The sequence below is a fragment of the Aminobacter sp. Piv2-1 genome (assembly GCF_037625995.1).
Lineage (GTDB): Bacteria > Pseudomonadota > Alphaproteobacteria > Rhizobiales > Rhizobiaceae > Aminobacter.
The window spans coordinates 223542-239793 of record NZ_JARKMU010000005.1 but is presented as its reverse complement, the minus strand read 5'-3'; the positions used below and the strand labels follow the sequence as shown (position 1 = coordinate 239793).

Below are 16252 nucleotides of genomic sequence, written 5' to 3'. Positions count from 1 at the left end.
AACTTTCCAAGCCTTGCGCCAATCCGGAAAAGTGCACGGCCGTGCGCCAATCATGCCGGTCCTGCCGTCAGATGCGCCCGGCCGGCCGTTTTTCTGCCGCTCAGTAGCCGCGCCGGCGGACCTTCGAGCGGGCGCGCGTGGTGCGCTTGCGGCTCGTCTGCTTCTTGGCTGGCCTCAGAAGCTTCTCGATCTGGCGCAGCGTCGCCGAACCCGAAGACGCCGTCCGCTTGCGCCGGCGCGTGCGCTTCGACGTGCTCGAGGACTTCCGCAGGATATCCTTGAGCGCGCCGTCGACGACGCCCTCGACCAGGTCGCTCAGCAACGACATGACGCGATCACTCCGGGACGCTGGTCTGCAGGGCGAGTGCGTGCAGCACGCCGCCCATGTTGCCCTTCAGCGCGTCGTAGACCATCTGGTGCTGCTGCACGCGGCTCTTGCCGCGGAAGCTCTCCGAAACGACCTCGGCTGCGTAGTGGTCACCGTCGCCGGCGAGGTCGCGGATGGTCACCTTGGCGTCCGGAATGCCTTCCTTGATCAGTTTCTCGATGTCGTGGGCATCCATTGCCATGTCGGTTGTCCTGCTCAGATATCCATGAAGCGAGGGAACCAGGATTCGTGAGCCGAGGTCAACTCGTCGATCGTCACGGCCCGCGCCTCGCCCAGCTTCAGTTCCTTGCCGCCGGTCGTCCCGATCCACGGAGCGTGGATGCCGAGCGCCTTGGCTTCGTTCCACAATTCCTGCATCTCGGCCGACTGCGGGTCAAGCTTGACGGTGACCAGGTAGCGGCCCTGGTCCTCGCCGAAGAACACCGGGATCGGATCGGTGCCGCTGAGGCCGGGAACGACAGCACCGATGCCCGAGGCCATCGCCATTTCGGCGAGTGCAACCGCAAGCCCGCCATCCGACAGGTCGTGCACGGCGGTGGCCGTGCCGCTGCGGATGAGCTTGCGCACGAAGTCGCCGACCGTCTTCTCGTGTTCGAGGTCGACGGCTGGCGGCGGGCCGTCGCTGCGGCCATGGATGTCGCGCATGTAGATCGACTGGGCGAGGTGGGTGCCCCACTTGGCCGGGCCGCCGACCAAGAGGATCACTTCGCCTTCCTTGGCGAAGCAGGCCTTGGCCATCTTCGACCAGTCGTCGATCAGGCCGACGCCGCCGATGGTCGGCGTCGGCAGGATGCCTTGCCCGTTGGTCTCGTTGTAGAGGGAGACGTTGCCAGAGACGATCGGGAAGCCGAGCGCCCGGCAGGCGTCGCCGATGCCGGTCACCGCCTTGACGAACTGGCCCATGATCTCGGGGCGCTCGGGGTTGCCGAAATTGAGGTTGTCGGTGGCAGCCAGCGGCACAGCACCGGTCGCGGTCAGGTTGCGCCAGCATTCGGCCACCGCCTGCTTGCCGCCCTCGTAGGGGTCGGCCTCGCAATAGCGCGGGGTGACGTCGGACGAGAACGCCAGCGCCTTGGTGGCATGGCCCTCGACGCGCACCACACCGGCGTCGCCGCCCGGCCGCTGCAGCGAGTTGCCCTGGATCATCGTGTCGTACTGCTCGTAGACCCAGCGGCGCGACGACAGGTCAGGCCCGCCGAGCATCTTCAAGAGCGCGTCGGCCACGTCAGATTGAGGGACATCGTCGGCGGCGAGCGGCGCGCGCTTGGCCGGCTCGACCCACGGACGGTCGTATTCCGGCGCCTCGTCGCCGAGTTCCTTGATCGGCAGGTTGGCCACTTCCGTGCCCTGGTGGATGACGCGGAAGCGCAAATCGTCGGTGGTCTTGCCGACGATGGCGAAGTCGAGGCCCCACTTGACGAAGATCGCCTCGGCTTCCTCTTCCTTTTCGGGCCGCAGCACCATGAGCATGCGCTCCTGGCTCTCCGACAGCATCATCTCGTAGGCGCTCATGCGCTCTTCGCGCACCGGCACCTTGTCGAGGTCGAGTTCGATGCCGAGGTCGCCCTTGGCGCCCATCTCGACGGCCGAGCAGGTGAGGCCCGCGGCACCCATGTCCTGGATGGCGATGACGGCGCCCGAGGCCATCAGTTCGAGGCAGGCTTCGAGCAGGCACTTCTCGGTGAACGGATCGCCCACCTGCACGGTCGGGCGCTTCTCGTCGATCTTGTCGTCGAACTCGGCTGAGGCCATGGTCGCGCCGCCGACGCCGTCGCGGCCGGTCTTGGCGCCGAGATAGACGACCGGCAGGCCGACACCCTTGGCCTGCGACAGGAAGATGCCGTCGGTCCTGGCAAGGCCGGCGGCAAAGGCGTTGACCAGGATGTTGCCGTTGTAGCGGGCGTCGAAGTTCACTTCGCCGCCGACGGTCGGCACGCCGAAGGCGTTGCCGTAGCCGCCGACGCCGGCGACCACGCCCGAAACCAGGTGGCGGGTCTTGGGGTGGTCGGGCGCGCCGAAGCGCAGCGCGTTCATCGAAGCGACGGGGCGGGCGCCCATGGTGAAGACGTCGCGCAGGATGCCGCCAACGCCGGTCGCGGCCCCCTGGTAGGGCTCGATGTAGGAGGGGTGGTTGTGGCTCTCCATCTTGAAGACCACGCAGTCGCCATCGCCGATGTCGACCACGCCGGCGTTTTCGCCGGGGCCCTGGATGACGACGTCGCCCTTGGTCGGCAGCGTCCGCAGCCACTTCTTCGACGATTTGTAGGAGCAGTGCTCGTTCCACATCGCCGAGAAGATGCCGAGCTCGGTGAAGGTCGGTTCGCGTCCGACGAGGTCGAGTATGCGCTGATATTCGTCCGGCTTGAGCCCGTGCGCGGCGATGAGTTCGCCGGTGATCTTCACGTCATTCTGAATGGTCATCGTAGATCGCAGAATCCGTTGGGGGAGGCGTTGGTGGCTCCATAGCGCATGATTGGCCCGGGATATACCGCCAATGGCCAGAAAGTCACCCTTTATGGCGGGGAAACGGACCTTTGGGCGCGGGATACGGCCGGCCTCAGCCGAAACTGTCGTACCCGGCGTCCCCCTCGTCGAGCAACTGGCGGATCTTGGCCAGCCCGTTGCCCACTTCGCTGCGCGTACCAGGCGCGGATATGCCGATCCTGACCCGGTGGAACACCTGGTCCGAGCGTCCCGCCTTGAACTCGTCCTCGTCGTCGATCAGCACGCCCTGGCCATAGGCGGCATTCTTGAAGGTGCCCGAATTCCACGGTTCCGGCAGTGCCAGCCAGACGAAGGGGATGTTGGCAGTGATGTTGAAATCATACCCGTCGAGTGTCCTGCGCACGGCATCCAGGCGGGCATTGATTTCGGCGATCGAGCGGCCGCGAATGGCGGAGGCTTCGCCCGACAGCACGAGTTGCGCGCAGAGTTCGGCCAAAAGGAACGGCATGCCGCCGGTCACCATCTTGTGGGCGACACGGATGCTGTGGCGGTAATGCGTCGGGCACGAAACCCAGCCGCCGCGCACGCCGGCCGCCACCGATTTCGACAGGCCGCCGACGACGAAGGCGCGCTCCGGCGCGAACTCGGCCAGAAGCGGCGTCGCATCGTCGGTCAGCGCGCCGTAGAGGTCGTCCTCGACCAGGAGCACGTTGTACTTGCGGGCGATCTCGGCGATCGCCGCGCGCCGCTCGGCCGGCATCGTCGCGACGGTGGGGTTCTGCGCCGTCGGCATCAGGAACGCCAGCTTGGGGTGCTTCTGCGCGCAGACCGCCTCGAAGTCGTCGGGATCGACGCCATGCGCGTCCGAATTGACCAGCGCCATGCGCCGGCCGATCAGCCCGGCGCTGCGTGCGATCTGCGTATAGGTCACATGTTCGAACAGGATGTGATCGCCCGGCTGCGTCACCGCCGCGATGGTGGCGACGACGGCCGCATGCGCGCCGAGCGTCGGCACGATCGTTTCGGGCGAGGGGCGAAAGCCGTTGCGCGACAGCCAGTTGCTGCCCGCCTCGAACCAATGGTCCGGGAAGGTCCTGGTGTAGCTCGTCACGTCGTCGGGATTGTCCCGGCCGATCGCTGCCAGGATTGTCTCGATCGTCTTGTTCTGTCCGACATTGGGTGCGGCCGTACTGTCGAAACGCAGCTTGCCGGGCGGGGCTTCGACCGCGCGCGATCCTTCATGGGCCAGCGTCTGCGGCGCGCTCGGGGAGGGCCGGCTGCCGTGCCGCTCCAGCACATAGGTGCCGCGGCCGACTTCGCCGCTGACCAGTCCGCGTTCGCGCAGCAGGGCATAGGCCCGGCCGACGGTGCCGATGGTCACGCCGATGTCATAGGCGAGGTCGCGCTGCGGCGGCAGCTTGCTGCCCGAGGCGAGCACGCCGCTGTCGATGTCGCTCTCGATGCGCTCGGCGAGGCGCAGATAGAGCGGGCCGGAGCCGGTCGAGAGATCGGGAAGCCAAATTGTCATGGTGACAATTCCTACATTGCTATCGAGATTGAGTCAATTCATAGCATTGTTTGTCACCAATAGACACAATGCGGATTTCAAAGATGAGTACAATTGATGCAATTGGCGGAGCGGCCGCAGGTGCATCTCCGCAGGAGAAGCGCAACCATCTTCGCCGCTTCGTGCGATGGCTGGCGTTTTGCATGGAGCGGCGGCGCACCCGGATGGCCCTGCTGGAGCTTACCGACGTGCAACTCGCCGACATCGGCATTTCGCGCTGCGATGCTTATCGCGAAGGGTCTCGCCCCTTTTACGAATGACCACTCCCATGGTCGCGGACCGTCACGACCCACTGGCGGTCCGATCTGGGTGGAGGCGCTCCCCTGTGCCTCCACCCCTTTTGGGCAAAGCAGGTCAGTTCGGCCTTGCGGCCCTCCGCAAGCTCGAAATGCTGCGGTCTGCGACAATCACAGCGACGCACAGCACGAGAAACAGAATGGTCATCGCAAGCGCCGACCTGGCGACGCCGGCCACCCCGTTGGCGGCGATGTCGAGGAAGGGGTAGGGCACTTCGCCGGCGATCGGCGCGCGCGCCAGCGCGTAGACCAGATAGATCACCGGATAGGCGACCCAATAGCCGATGTCGGCCCATCTGGTCGAGCCGTCGGCGCCCGCCGTCAGCCACCAGAGGAGGTAGATGACGGGCGTCACGTAGTGCAGCAGCACGTCGCAGACCAGGAACAGGCCCTCAGGCTGCCACAGCGGCGCGAGCACCGTGACATAGACGATCATCACCATGGCGATCGCCGCCGCCACGCCGCCACGCATCCGTGCGCTCGAAAAGCGGCCAAGCAGGCCCGTGCCTGCGCCGCGGAGCGAGGCGAGATGCACCAGCACCGCGCCGATATTGGTCAGGATGGTGAAGAAGCTGAAATAAAAGACGACGGAGCCGAAGAAGCTGCGGCCGGCCGCCATCGAGGCCGGCATGGTGATCGCGAACTGCAGGATCAGCGCGGCCAGGCCGATTGCAAGCCCCGCGATCTGCAGCCAGCGCGCCATGCCTCAGGCGGTGCCGCCGCAGGAGGTGTCGCCGCCGCGCCAGCGGGCGATGTCGGAGCCGATGCGCGCGCCGAGCGCCTCGTTCATCAGCGGCCCGAACACCTCGACCTGGCTGGAGGCGCCGCGCGCCTGCACGACCAGCAGCGGCTTGGCGCCGTACTGCTTGGCGGGCACCAGCAGGAAGCGCGGCGTGCCGCCGAAATTGTTGAGCTCGTTGGCCATCTGGTACTTCCTGAAGGCCTGGTCCTTGCTGGCGAACCAGCATTTGTGGGCGGCGATCGCCACCTGTTCCATGGCGCGCAGCGAAGCGCTCTTGCCCGAACCCGACGGCGGCGGCGTCTTCGGACCCGAATTGCAGGCGGCGAGACCGATGACCGCGGCCGTTGCCGCCAGAATCCGCAGAGACTTCATGCGCCGATGCCGCCCTTCGTCAGGTGAGGTTGGGAAAATCGATGTGCCGTCAGGCTGCCTTGGGCAGCCCGAGCGCGCCCTCGAACAGCGCCCGGCCGTCATTGCCGCCATGCGCCGCCTCGATCAGGTTCTCCGGATGCGGCATCAGGCCGAGCACGTTGCCCTTGTCGTTGATGATGCCGGCAATATCGTTGATCGAGCCGTTCGGATTGGTGCCTTCGGCATAGCGGAACACCACCTGGCCGTCGCCCTCGATGCGCTTGAGCGTCTCGGGATCGGCGAAATAGTTGCCGTCGTGGTGCGCCACCGGGCAGCGGATGACCTGGCCGGCGGCATAGTTGCGGGTGAAGGCGGTGTTGGCGTTGGCGATCTCGAGCTTCACTTCGCGGCAGACGAACTTGAGCGAGGTGTTGCGCATCAGCGCGCCGGGCAGGAGGCCGGCTTCGACCAGGATCTGGAAGCCGTTGCACACGCCCACCACCTGCACGCCCTTGGCTGCCTTCTCGGCCACCGCGCGCAGCACCGGCATGTGGGCCGCGATCGCGCCGCAGCGCAGGTAGTCGCCGAACGAGAAGCCGCCGGGAATGGCGATCAGGTCGACGTCGGGGATCTCGGTGTCCGTCTGCCAGACGGTGACGGGAGCCTTGCCCGAAATCTTGGTCAGCGCCGCAATCATGTCGCGGTCGCGGTTGAGCCCGGGAAGGAGAACGACAGCTGATTTCATTTCGGTTCGTAAGGCCTCTGGGGTTCGGCGAGTTCACGCAGTTCTAGGCGGCGCTCGATGCGTTCGAGCCGTTCGTCGTGGCGATCCAGTCTGCGGTTCACGCCGGCCAGCGCCTCTTCCGCACCTGTCATGCGTCGCTTGATCTCCTGGAGGTCGAACTTCATCTCCGAGAGATCGCCGTGAACGCGCTTCAAAAGCTCGTACATCAGCTCGTTGGTGACTTCAGGCAATTCACCCTCCGGTGCAACCTCAGGTAAGCGTCACACTATAATTCTCGATCACCGTGTTCGCCAGAAGCTTCTCGCACATGGCGTTGAGGTCGGCTTCCGCCTTGGCGCGGTCGTTGCCGTCGATCTCGACGTCGAAGACCTTGCCCTGGCGCACGGAACCGATGCCGCCGAAGCCGAGGCCGTCGAGCGCATGTTCGATCGCCTTGCCTTGGGGGTCGAGCACGCCGTTCTTGAGGGTGACGGTGACGCGGGCCTTGATCACGGGAATTTCACTCCGGGTGGGCTTGGAAAACATTCGGGCGCGACCTTGGCCGCGCCCGCTGGGATTCATGTCTGTCAGTGCTTGACGAGAACCGGCCCGGTCGGGCGGGGCGCCTCGTTCTCGTTCATGATGCCGAGACGGCGCGCCACTTCCTGGTAGGCCTCGACCAGCCCGCCCATGTCGCGGCGGAAGCGGTCCTTGTCCAGCTTGTCCTGGGTGGCCACGTCCCACAGCCGGCAGCTGTCGGGCGAGATCTCGTCGGCGACGACGATGCGCATCATGTCGCCCTCGAACAGGCGGCCGCACTCGATCTTGAAGTCGACGAGCTGGATGCCGACGCCCATGAACAGGCCGGAGAGGAAGTCGTTGACGCGGATGGCCAGCGCCATGATGTCGTCGATTTCCTGCGGGCTCGCCCAGCCGAAGGCGGTGATGTGCTCTTCCGAGACCATCGGGTCGTCGAGCGCGTCGGCCTTGTAGTAGAACTCGATGATCGAGCGCGGCAGCACCGTGCCTTCCTCGATGCCGAGGCGCTTTGCCAGCGAGCCGGCGGCGACGTTGCGCACCACCACCTCGAGCGGGATGATCTCGACTTCCTTGATCAGCTGCTCGCGCATGTTGAGCCGGCGGATGAAGTGGGTCGGGATGCCCATGCGGTTCAGGTGGTTGAAGATGTGCTCGGAGATGCGGTTGTTCAGCACGCCCTTGCCGTCGACCACCTCATGCTTCTTCTTGTTGAAGGCGGTGGCGTCGTCCTTGAAGAACTGGATCAGCGTGCCCGGCTCAGGCCCTTCGTAAAGGATCTTGGCCTTGCCTTCGTAAATGCGTCGGCGTGACTTCATTTGATTGTTTCTCTGGTTGGAAGGGCAGTCGGCAAGCACCGGTCCCTTTCTCACGCCGCAAAGCCGCGGCGGCTGTGGGTCTCAAGGCCGGTCTCTACCGCAATCGCGCCCTTTGCTCAATGACCATTTCCGGCCAATCAACGCCTTTTGGTACGGAAATGACGCACTGCAACACCGAAACAGTGCCAAAGAGGCATATTGACCGGGCGATGGGCTTTTGGTTTGAGAAACGCGACAGTACATAAGGCCGAAGTCGAATCGAACATCTGAGCTCGGAGGATTGCCATGAGCACCATGAAGGACCGCGAAGAAGGCTTCGAGCGCAAGTTCGTCTTCGACGAAGAGCTGCGCTTCAAGGCCAATGCGCGGCGCAACAAGACGCTCGGCCTCTGGGCCGCTGAAAAGCTCGGCAAGTCCGGCGCCGACGCCGAGGCCTATGCCAAGGAAGTCGTCGTCGCCGACATCCAGGAAGCCGGCGATCACGACGTGTTCCGCAAGATCCGGGCCGACTTCGACGCCGCCGGCATCGACCAGTCCGACCATCAGATCCGTCGCACCATGGACGAGCTGATGGCGCAGGCGATCGACGAGATCAAGAACAGCTGATTTCAGCCTGGCGCTGGACCAACGAACCGCCCGGATTCCGGGCGGTTTTTGTTTGCGCCGAGCCGTGGTTCCGGCTGAAATGGCGCCTGCTTGAAGGAGATCCGAACATGTCGCTCGTCGAGAAACTGAACGCCGGCCAGACCGTCCTCACCGCATGGTCATGCGTGCCGGATGCGCTCACCGTCGAGATCTTGGCGCGGCAGGGTTTCGACGCGGTCACGCTCGACATGCAGCATGGCGGCCACAATGAAGACAGCGTGCTGCGCTCGCTGGCACCCGTGCTGGGCGCGGGCAGGCATGCCCTGGTGCGCGTGCCGGTCGGCCGCTTCGACATGGCGAGCCGGGCGCTCGATTTCGGTGCCGAGGCGGTCATCGCGCCGATGGTCAATTCGGTCGACGACGCCCAGCGCTTTGCCGCCGCTATGAAATATCCGCCGCTCGGCGAACGTTCGTGGGGGCCGACCTATGCTGCGCCGCGCCACGGCAGCAAGGATTCCGTTGCCTGGCTGCACGAGAGCAATGCCCGCACGGTGTCCTTCGCCATGGTCGAGACCCACGCCGCCGTTGCCGCGCTCGACGGCATCCTGGCGACCCCTGGCATCGACGGCATCTTCGTTGGCCCGGGCGATTTCTCGATTGCCTGGAGCAAGGGCGAAACGATCAACGGTACGCTGGAGGCCATGATGGGGACGGTGGCCGACGTCGCGAGGCGCACGCGTGCCGCCGGCAAGCATGCCGGCATCTACATCACCAATCCGGCGATCGCCGGCCGCTTCGTCGAGATGGGCTTCCAGCTGCTCGCCACCGGGTCGGAGCAACAGCTGATTGCGGCTGGCGCCTCAGGGTTGCTCGCCGATCTCAGGAAGTCGATCGGCTGACGGCCCGGGGCGATCAGCCTTCCAGTCGCGACAGGAACTGGGCGAACACCATCGAGCCCTCCGGCCACGGCCCGTGGCCGGAATCGGCGTTGAGGTGGCCGGAATCGCCGGCGTCGATGAACAGCGAGCCCCAGGCCGCCGCGATGTCCTCGGCCACGTCGAGGCTGCAATAGGGATCGTTGCGGCTCGCGACCACCACCGAGGGAAACGGCAGCGGGTCGCGCGGGTAGGGCCCGAAGGTCATCAGGTGCTTGGGCTTGATGGCCGGATTGGAGACGTCGGGCGGCGCCACGAAGAAGGCTCCGGCCACCCGCTTGGTGAACTGCGGGATGGCGTGGATCGCGGTCGGAATGCCGAGCGAATGGGCGACGAGCACGACCGGGCGTTCGGCCTTGTTGACCTCCTCGACCACGCGGGCGGTCCAGTCCTCGCGCACCGGCTTCGACCATTCGGCCTGCTCGACGCGGCGCGCGGTCGAAAGCTTTTCCTCCCAGCGGCTTTGCCAATGGGCGGGCCCGGAATTGGTGTATCCGGGAACGATGATGATGTCGGCGTCTTTGACTTTCATGCCGCGCATGTAGCGACGACGCGGCTGCGCCGCAACTGTCCCGCTGTAGTTGCGCGAAATGTTGAACGACGTGTTCGATCTTTGCTGCCTTGTGTGAACGACTGGCTCGGCTGACATATGCGCCGCCGGACTCTGCGGCCGGATTGGCTGGAGGCTGGATTTTGGATTTGACACGACGCAAACTGGTCGCTGGCGCAGCGTTCCTGGCAATGGGAGCGTCCGCGGCCCGGCCATACGGAGCCTGAGATGAGCAACATTCCCTTCGCCGCAACCACGCCGATCAGCGTTTCCCGTGTCGGGCTCAAGTCCCGCGATGCCGGCGCGCTGGCGGCCTTCTATCGCGACGTGGTCGGCTTGCAGGAGCTCAGGCGCGACGGCGAGACGATCACGCTCGGCGCCGGCAGCCGCGCGCTGCTCGACATCGAGTCCGACAAGGCCGCAACTCCCGACGATCCGCGCTCGGCCGGCCTGTTCCACACCGCCTTCCTCCTGCCCACCCGTGCCGATCTCGGCCGCTGGATCAGGCATGCCATCGACAGGCGCATTCCGGTAGACGGCGCCTCGGACCACAGGGTCAGCGAAGCGCTCTATCTGACCGACCCCGAAGGCAACGGCATCGAGATCTACGCCGACCGGCCGCACACGAGCTGGAAGTGGAACGGCTCGCAGGTCGAGATGGCCACCGAGCAGCTCGACATCGGCTCGATCGTCGCGGAGGTCCCGGCTGGCGACGCCGGCTGGCAGGGCGCGCCCGAAGACAGCATCGTCGGCCACGTGCATCTGCGCGTCGGCGATCCCGCGGTGGCGGCCGAATGGTGGAACAAGGAGTTCGGCTTCGACACCGTGGCCAGGTATGGCGCCGCCGCCGTGTTCTTGTCGTCGGGCGGCTACCACCACCACATCGGCGCCAATTCCTGGCAGAGCCCGCGCGCCGGCCGCCGCGATCCGTCGCGTACCGGTCTCGCCTGGGTCGAGATGCGCTCGGCCACGGCCGACAAGACCGACAGCCGCGAGGACCCCTGGGGCACGGTCATCCGCACCATCCCGGGCCAGCCGGGCTGAGCATCCTGACATAGCCTGGCTGGGTCACGTGCTATGCGCGGTGGAACGGAACCCGCCATCCGGGCGGATTCTGTTCCACCGGCATATGCAGAATTGAGGCCGTCCATGTTGAAGGTCATCGCCCAGGATTTCATCAAGCCCGAGTTCATCGAGGTTGTACTGCCGCTCTATGCCGAACTCGTCGAGAAGACCAAGCTCGAACCGCTCTGCATCTCCTACGATCTCTTCGTGGACCAGAAGGACCCGGGACATTTCGTCTTCGTCGAGGAATGGCCCGACCGCGCGGCCCTCGATGCGCATTGCCGGTCCGAGCATTTCAGGCGCCTCGTGCCGCTGATCAACGAGCACCAGCGGCAGGATCCGACGTTCATCCTGATGGATGCGTTTGCGGCTTGACGAAGTGCGGCAGCGTTTCAGCCCCGAGAATGGAAAAAAGCCCTCGCGGCGATCTGCCGTGAGGGCTTTTCGAGTCTTGTGGACCGAGTGGCCAGGACGCTTTCGGTTTATCCGAACACGCGCTTGAAGATCGTGTCGACATGCTTGGTGTGGTAGCCGAGGTCGAATTTTTCCCGGATCTCCGCTTCCGGCAGCGCTGCCGTCACTTCCTTGTCGGCGAGCAGCTCCTCGAGGAAGTCCTTGCCTTCCTCCCACACCTTCATGGCGTTGCGCTGCACCAGCCGGTAGGCGTCCTCGCGCGACACGCCGGCCTGGGTCAGCGCCAGCAGCACGCGCTGCGAGTGAACAAGTCCGCGGAACTTGTTCATGTTCTTCAGCATGTTGTCGGGATAGACCACCAGCTTGTCGATGACGCCGGTGAGGCGCGCCAGCGCGAAGTCGAGCGTGACGGTTGCGTCCGGGCCGATCATGCGCTCGACCGACGAGTGCGAGATGTCGCGCTCGTGCCACAGCGCAACGTTCTCCATCGCCGGTGCCGCATAGGAGCGGACCATGCGGGCGAGACCGGTCAGGTTTTCGGTCAGCACGGGGTTGCGCTTGTGCGGCATCGCCGACGAGCCCTTCTGGCCCGGCGAGAAATACTCTTCCGCTTCCAGCACCTCGGTGCGCTGCAGGTGGCGGATTTCAGTCGCGAGCCGCTCGATCGACGAGGCGATGACGCCGAGCGTGGCAAAGAACATGGCGTGGCGGTCGCGCGGGATGACCTGGGTCGACACCGGCTCCGGCTTCAGGCCGAGCTTGGCGGCGACATGTTCCTCGACGCGCGGGTCGATGTTGGCGAAGGTGCCGACGGCGCCCGAGATCGCGCAGGTGGCGATGTCCTCGCGGGCATGCACCAGCCGTTCGCGGCAGCGCGAGAACTCGGCATAGGCCAGCGCCAGCTTGACGCCGAAGGTGGTCGGCTCGGCATGGATGCCGTGGCTGCGACCGATGGTGACGGTGTCCTTGTGCTCGAAGGCACGGCGCTTCAGCGCGGCAAGCAGCGCATCGAGATCGGCGAGCAGGATGTCGGTCGCCCGCACCAGCTGCACCGAAAGGCAGGTGTCGAGCACGTCCGACGAGGTCATGCCCTGGTGGATGAAGCGCGAATCCGGGCCGACGAACTCGGCGAGGTGGGTCAGGAAGGCGATGACGTCATGCTTGGTCACGCGCTCGATCTCGTCGATGCGCTCGACGTCGAACTTGGCAGCGCCGCCCTTTTCCCAGATCGTCTTCGCCGCTTCCTTGGGGATCACGCCGATTTCGGCGAGAGCGTCGCAGGCATGGGCCTCGATCTCGAACCAGATGCGGAAGCGCGTTTCGGGAGACCAGATGGCGACCATCTCGGGCCGCGAATAGCGAGGGATCATTGCGGGGCTCGTCCTGCTGCGGTTTCGTTGCGGCTCCCCTAACAGAGGTGGGCCCAATGCTCAACGCGAACGTCGGGCAAACCAGAGCGCGGCTGCGAAAAGCGCTGCCATGCCGAACGGAATATAGAGCCGGATGCCGAGAACGGCGAACTGGTACAGCGCGACGAGGCCGGTGAAGACGAACTGCAGCGTCCAGGTCACGGTGAAGGGGTCGGCGTGCCATTCGGCATAGTAGCGCCGGTACTGCAGCGCGTAGATCAGCGCGGTCAACCCGATCGTGACCGTTGTGAAGGACACCAAGGCTGCGGCAAACGCGGTCTGCCGGTTGCGGCCGCGCGAAACCATCCGGGCGATCGTGCAGGCGAGGGGAAAGGCCAGCGCCCCACCCACGGCGAACAGCACGACGACCGAACGCACCAGCGCCAGGGTTTCCCAATGGACGAAGAGCAGCGACGCGAGCGCGCTCGCGCCCATCGCCGCACCCCACAGGAGCGAGCCCGCCAGGGCCGTCCGCCGCGCCGGCATGGCCTCGCGCAACCGTGGCCAGAAGCCGTCGCCGGCAGCAGCCGGGGCTTCCGTCCGGGCCAAGGCGCGCTGGGTTCTCATCGCCTGCCGGTCACGGCCAGCCAGCGATGGTCAGGTCCCTCGAAGCCCTGTCCGATGACCGACACGAGCACGGCATACACCGCGCCGCCGTCGAAGGTCTGCACCCCGCCGATCCTGTAGCCGGTCGGGCAGCCGCGGCTCTGCGGCACCGAATTGTCTTCCTGCAGCACCTTGTCGCCCGCCTTGGCGTCGACGCGCGACAGCTTGAAGCCCTTGATCGGGCCAAACGGGCAGCGTTCGATCTCGCCGAGCGAGACCTCTTCCAGCCGGAACTCGAGTTGCTCGTCGATCGGCGGGAACACCGGCCGCGGATTGACCGTCATCCGGTAGGGATCGGCGCTGGTTTCGGTGATCGCGTTGAAGCCGGCGAGATAGCCGCGATTCTCGGCCAGCACCTCGTCCGCGACGATCTTGGCGCCCTGCTTGCCGGCTTCGGCGCGCGCCGCTCCGAGGCCCGCGGCCTCGTCGTCGAGGCGCACCCTGACCGGCGTGCCGGGCATGAACTTGTCGGTGGCGGTGTCGATGTAGAAGCGGTTGGCATAAGGGAAGCCGGAGCCGTCCTGGATGCCGAACTCCTCGAAGGCGAAGATGTTTCCGTCGGCGCTGAAGCCGAGCACGTTGAGCTCGGACGCGTCGCCCGCCAGGGCGACCTGCGAGACGCCCAGCGACAGCGCGCCCGCGAGGCAAAAGAGCTTCCAGCTACCCACGCCACCTCTCCTTGGATTTGAATCAGTCGTTCAGGCGAATGCGCTAAACTACAGATCAAAAAGGATATTGCATCACCGCGTCGACCATGGCGGCATCACATCGCCGGGAGCGGCGGTTGCCGCATGCACCCCGCGTGCGATCGCCCGCGCCATGGTCGAGGCCGCTGCGGCATAGAAATCGACGATATCCGCTTGCCCCACCGAAATCCCGCTCGCTCCGGTCGCCAGTCCGAAGACGAGGTCCCCGTCGAAGGGCGTGTGCACCGGCCAGATGGCGCGGGTGAAGCCATCATGGGCGGCGATCGCGAGCCGCTTCGCCCCGGCCTTGCTCAGCACCGCATCTGTGGCGATCACGGCGATGGTGGTGTTGGCCACGGCGCCGTTGTCCTCCTCGTATTTCTTGAAGACCCGGGCCGCATCCGCCGGCATCGGCGAGGGATAGCCGAGGCCGCCGAACTCGCCGCCGAGTTCGAAGGGAGCCGCCCAGAAATGCCGGCCCCGCCCGATTGCCACCGATCCCGTGGCGTTGACCGCGACCAGCGCGCCGACGGTCACGCCGTTGGGCAGGACGGTCGAGGCCGAGCCGAGCCCGCCCTTGAGCCCTGCGGTCAGCGCTCCCGTGCCGGCGCCCGCCGTGCCGAGCGCGAATTCCCGCGTGGCGGCCTGCGTCGCCTCGTAGCCGAGCTCGCGATAGGGCGGATAGCGGCCCCAGTCCTTGTCGCCGCCATTCAGCATGTCGAACAGGATCGCCGCCGGCACGATCGGGATCACCTGGTCGCGCATGGCAAAGCCGATGCCCTTTTCGCGCAGCGCCGCCTGCACGCCCGACGCGGCGTCGAGGCCGAAGGCCGAGCCGCCCGACAGCGCGAGGGCGTTGATCGTCTCGACCGTGTTGTGCGGTTCGAGAAGGTCGGTCTCGCGCGTGCCCGGCGCCCCGCCCAGCACCTGCACGGCGGCCGTCGCGGGCGTGTCGCAAACCACCACCGTCACACCCGACTTCACCTTCTCGTCGGCGGCATTGCCGACGCGGAGGCCAGCGACGTCGGTGATCAGGTTGAGCGGTCCGGCTTTCAGCGTCATTGCGTTTCCAGGGGCACGTAGTTCGTTCCGTCGAAGCGGAACAGCCGGTAGGGATTTGTGGCCAGGTCGCCCTTGGCGTCGAAACGGACCGTTCCCAGCGCAGTGGCGAAATCGCCGCCGTCCAGCGCCTCGGCGGGCGGTTTGCCGCTGGCGGCGGCTGCGTTGGCGATCTCGACCGCCGCATAGGCTGGCAGCGCATAGCCGTCGGTCGTCGCCTTGCGGGCCTCGAACGCCGAGACGACCGCGGGCGCGGCCATGCTCGTCCATTCCGCCGGAGCGATCATCAGCGTGCCTTCGGCGGGCGGAACCGCGCGGTCCGCCAGGCGCAGCGTCTCGCCGCCGGCAAACACCATGTCGGTGCCGAGCACGGCCGCGTCGCGCGCCATGACCGCGATGTCCTCGCCGTCGCCGCCCACGAACACATGCGTCGCGCCCGCCTTGCGCAGGCGCCCCACCAGCGCCACCTGGTTGTCGAACTGCGGCCTGAAGGTGTCGACGAACACCGGCTTGAGGCCGGACTGCTCGGCCGCCACGCGGAAGCTCTCGGCGAGTTCGCGGCCATAGATCGTCCCGTCGTCGACGACGGCGAACAGTTCGCTGCGCCACATCTTCGTCAGGATCGCTGCCGCTGCCTCGCGCTCGCCATCGCCGCGCGGGCCGAGCCGGTAGACCGGCCAGCCGGTCTTTTCGCGCCGGTCGGTCAGGCTGTCGGTGCGCACGCCGACGGTGATGACCGGGATCCCCGCCTGCTTCAGCGCGGGCAGGGCGGCTTCGAGGGCTTCCGAGCACAGAAACCCGGCGGCGACCGCGACCTTGGCTTCGACGAAACGTTTGGCCGCCTCGGCGCCGCCCTCGGCGGTGCAGCGATCGTCGGCGACGTCGAGCGCCACGCCGAGCGACTCGGCAGCGATCACCGCGCCCGTTCGGACCTGACCGCCCAATATGGCCGACGCGCCGGACAGTGGCGCGGCCACCCCGATCCTTGCCGGTTCAGCCTGGGCGGCCAACGCTAGCAACGAGGCCGCACATGCCGTGATGAAGCCCGCAGCGGGTCGCATTCGATCCAACAATA

The 16252-nt window shown here is 66.3% G+C and carries 21 protein-coding genes; 5 read left to right on the top strand and 16 right to left on the bottom strand.

Annotated features, from left to right (window positions below; all coding sequences use genetic code 11):
• Window positions 1-100: 100 nt before the first annotated feature.
• The 4 genes from AmiPiv_RS11490 to AmiPiv_RS11475 form a co-directional block, all read right to left on the bottom strand.
• On the bottom strand, window positions 101-328 hold the full coding sequence (locus tag AmiPiv_RS11490) for a hypothetical protein (RefSeq protein ID WP_340037589.1): 228 nt from the start codon (window positions 326-328) through the stop codon (window positions 101-103).
• Between the two features lie 7 nt (window positions 329-335).
• Window positions 336-569: a BolA family protein gene (locus AmiPiv_RS11485; RefSeq protein WP_340037588.1), complete on the bottom strand. Its 234-nt coding sequence runs from the start codon at window positions 567-569 to the stop codon at window positions 336-338.
• A 14-nt stretch (window positions 570-583) separates the two neighbouring features.
• Window positions 584-2809 (bottom strand): phosphoribosylformylglycinamidine synthase subunit PurL, encoded by a 2226-nt coding sequence (gene purL, locus AmiPiv_RS11480; protein WP_340037587.1) that lies wholly within the window; start codon window positions 2807-2809, stop codon window positions 584-586.
• 136 nt (window positions 2810-2945) lie between these two features.
• On the bottom strand, window positions 2946-4361 hold the full coding sequence (locus tag AmiPiv_RS11475) for an aminotransferase-like domain-containing protein (RefSeq protein WP_340037586.1): 1416 nt from the start codon (window positions 4359-4361) through the stop codon (window positions 2946-2948).
• A 68-nt stretch (window positions 4362-4429) separates the two neighbouring features.
• Between AmiPiv_RS11475 and AmiPiv_RS11470 the strand changes: the two genes are divergently transcribed.
• Entirely contained in the window at window positions 4430-4660 is a 231-nt protein-coding gene (locus tag AmiPiv_RS11470) for a DUF1127 domain-containing protein (RefSeq protein WP_340037585.1), read from the top strand.
• A gap of 94 nt (window positions 4661-4754) precedes the next feature.
• Here the strand turns inward: AmiPiv_RS11470 and AmiPiv_RS11465 are convergent, their stop codons facing one another.
• The 6 genes from AmiPiv_RS11465 to purC all read right to left on the bottom strand — a co-directional run bounded on the left by AmiPiv_RS11465 (window position 4755) and on the right by purC (window position 7868).
• Window positions 4755-5399 (bottom strand): Pr6Pr family membrane protein, encoded by a 645-nt coding sequence (locus AmiPiv_RS11465; RefSeq protein WP_340037583.1) that lies wholly within the window; start codon window positions 5397-5399, stop codon window positions 4755-4757.
• Between the two features lie 3 nt (window positions 5400-5402).
• Window positions 5403-5810, bottom strand: a complete 408-nt coding sequence (locus AmiPiv_RS11460; protein ID WP_340037582.1) for a hypothetical protein — start codon at window positions 5808-5810, stop codon at window positions 5403-5405.
• 49 nt (window positions 5811-5859) lie between these two features.
• On the bottom strand, window positions 5860-6534 hold the full coding sequence (gene purQ / locus AmiPiv_RS11455; RefSeq protein WP_340037581.1) for a phosphoribosylformylglycinamidine synthase subunit PurQ: 675 nt from the start codon (window positions 6532-6534) through the stop codon (window positions 5860-5862).
• Entirely contained in the window at window positions 6531-6764 is a 234-nt protein-coding gene (locus AmiPiv_RS11450; RefSeq protein WP_055968981.1) for a hypothetical protein, read from the bottom strand. Before AmiPiv_RS11450 ends, purQ begins: the two co-directional genes overlap by 4 nt.
• Window positions 6765-6783: 19 nt before the next feature.
• The gene (purS, locus tag AmiPiv_RS11445; protein WP_340037577.1) at window positions 6784-7026 is read right to left on the bottom strand and encodes a phosphoribosylformylglycinamidine synthase subunit PurS; all 243 of its coding nucleotides are present in this window, start codon (window positions 7024-7026) and stop codon (window positions 6784-6786) included.
• A 74-nt stretch (window positions 7027-7100) separates the two neighbouring features.
• A complete protein-coding gene (gene purC, locus AmiPiv_RS11440; RefSeq protein WP_340037575.1) occupies window positions 7101-7868 on the bottom strand; it encodes a phosphoribosylaminoimidazolesuccinocarboxamide synthase in 768 nt (255 codons plus the stop codon).
• 285 nt (window positions 7869-8153) lie between these two features.
• Between purC and AmiPiv_RS11435 the strand changes: the two genes are divergently transcribed.
• Together AmiPiv_RS11435 and AmiPiv_RS11430 are read left to right on the top strand one after the other, a co-directional pair.
• Entirely contained in the window at window positions 8154-8474 is a 321-nt protein-coding gene (locus AmiPiv_RS11435) for a DUF1476 domain-containing protein (RefSeq protein ID WP_340037574.1), read from the top strand.
• A 107-nt stretch (window positions 8475-8581) separates the two neighbouring features.
• Window positions 8582-9352, top strand: coding sequence for an HpcH/HpaI aldolase family protein (locus AmiPiv_RS11430; RefSeq protein WP_340037572.1), 771 nt, complete (start codon window positions 8582-8584; stop codon window positions 9350-9352).
• A gap of 13 nt (window positions 9353-9365) precedes the next feature.
• On the opposite strand, the gene AmiPiv_RS11425 is transcribed toward AmiPiv_RS11430, so the two are convergent.
• Entirely contained in the window at window positions 9366-9920 is a 555-nt protein-coding gene (locus AmiPiv_RS11425; protein WP_340037570.1) for an RBBP9/YdeN family alpha/beta hydrolase, read from the bottom strand.
• Between the two features lie 246 nt (window positions 9921-10166).
• Here AmiPiv_RS11425 and AmiPiv_RS11420 point away from each other — a divergent pair, with 246 nt between their 5' ends.
• Together AmiPiv_RS11420 and AmiPiv_RS11415 are read left to right on the top strand one after the other, a co-directional pair.
• Window positions 10167-10982 carry a VOC family protein gene (locus AmiPiv_RS11420; protein ID WP_340037568.1) on the top strand — a complete coding sequence of 272 codons (816 nt, stop codon included), beginning with the start codon at window positions 10167-10169 and terminating at the stop codon, window positions 10980-10982.
• 105 nt (window positions 10983-11087) lie between these two features.
• Window positions 11088-11378 (top strand): putative quinol monooxygenase, encoded by a 291-nt coding sequence (locus tag AmiPiv_RS11415; protein WP_340037567.1) that lies wholly within the window; start codon window positions 11088-11090, stop codon window positions 11376-11378.
• Window positions 11379-11485: 107 nt separating this feature from the next.
• Here AmiPiv_RS11415 and purB read toward each other — a convergent pair whose 3' ends face one another.
• The 5 genes from purB to AmiPiv_RS11390 all read right to left on the bottom strand — a co-directional run bounded on the left by purB (window position 11486) and on the right by AmiPiv_RS11390 (window position 16238).
• Window positions 11486-12787 (bottom strand): adenylosuccinate lyase, encoded by a 1302-nt coding sequence (purB, locus tag AmiPiv_RS11410; RefSeq protein ID WP_340037565.1) that lies wholly within the window; start codon window positions 12785-12787, stop codon window positions 11486-11488.
• A gap of 60 nt (window positions 12788-12847) precedes the next feature.
• A complete protein-coding gene (locus AmiPiv_RS11405; protein WP_340037563.1) occupies window positions 12848-13393 on the bottom strand; it encodes a hypothetical protein in 546 nt (181 codons plus the stop codon).
• Window positions 13390-14100 carry a DUF2259 domain-containing protein gene (locus AmiPiv_RS11400; protein ID WP_340037562.1) on the bottom strand — a complete coding sequence of 237 codons (711 nt, stop codon included), beginning with the start codon at window positions 14098-14100 and terminating at the stop codon, window positions 13390-13392. The genes AmiPiv_RS11405 and AmiPiv_RS11400 overlap by 4 nt, the downstream gene beginning before the upstream one ends.
• Before the next feature lie 72 nt (window positions 14101-14172).
• Window positions 14173-15180 (bottom strand): P1 family peptidase, encoded by a 1008-nt coding sequence (locus tag AmiPiv_RS11395; RefSeq protein WP_340037561.1) that lies wholly within the window; start codon window positions 15178-15180, stop codon window positions 14173-14175.
• Window positions 15177-16238: a branched-chain amino acid ABC transporter substrate-binding protein gene (locus AmiPiv_RS11390; RefSeq protein ID WP_340037559.1), complete on the bottom strand. Its 1062-nt coding sequence runs from the start codon at window positions 16236-16238 to the stop codon at window positions 15177-15179. Before AmiPiv_RS11390 ends, AmiPiv_RS11395 begins: the two co-directional genes overlap by 4 nt.
• Window positions 16239-16252 lie beyond the last annotated feature (14 nt).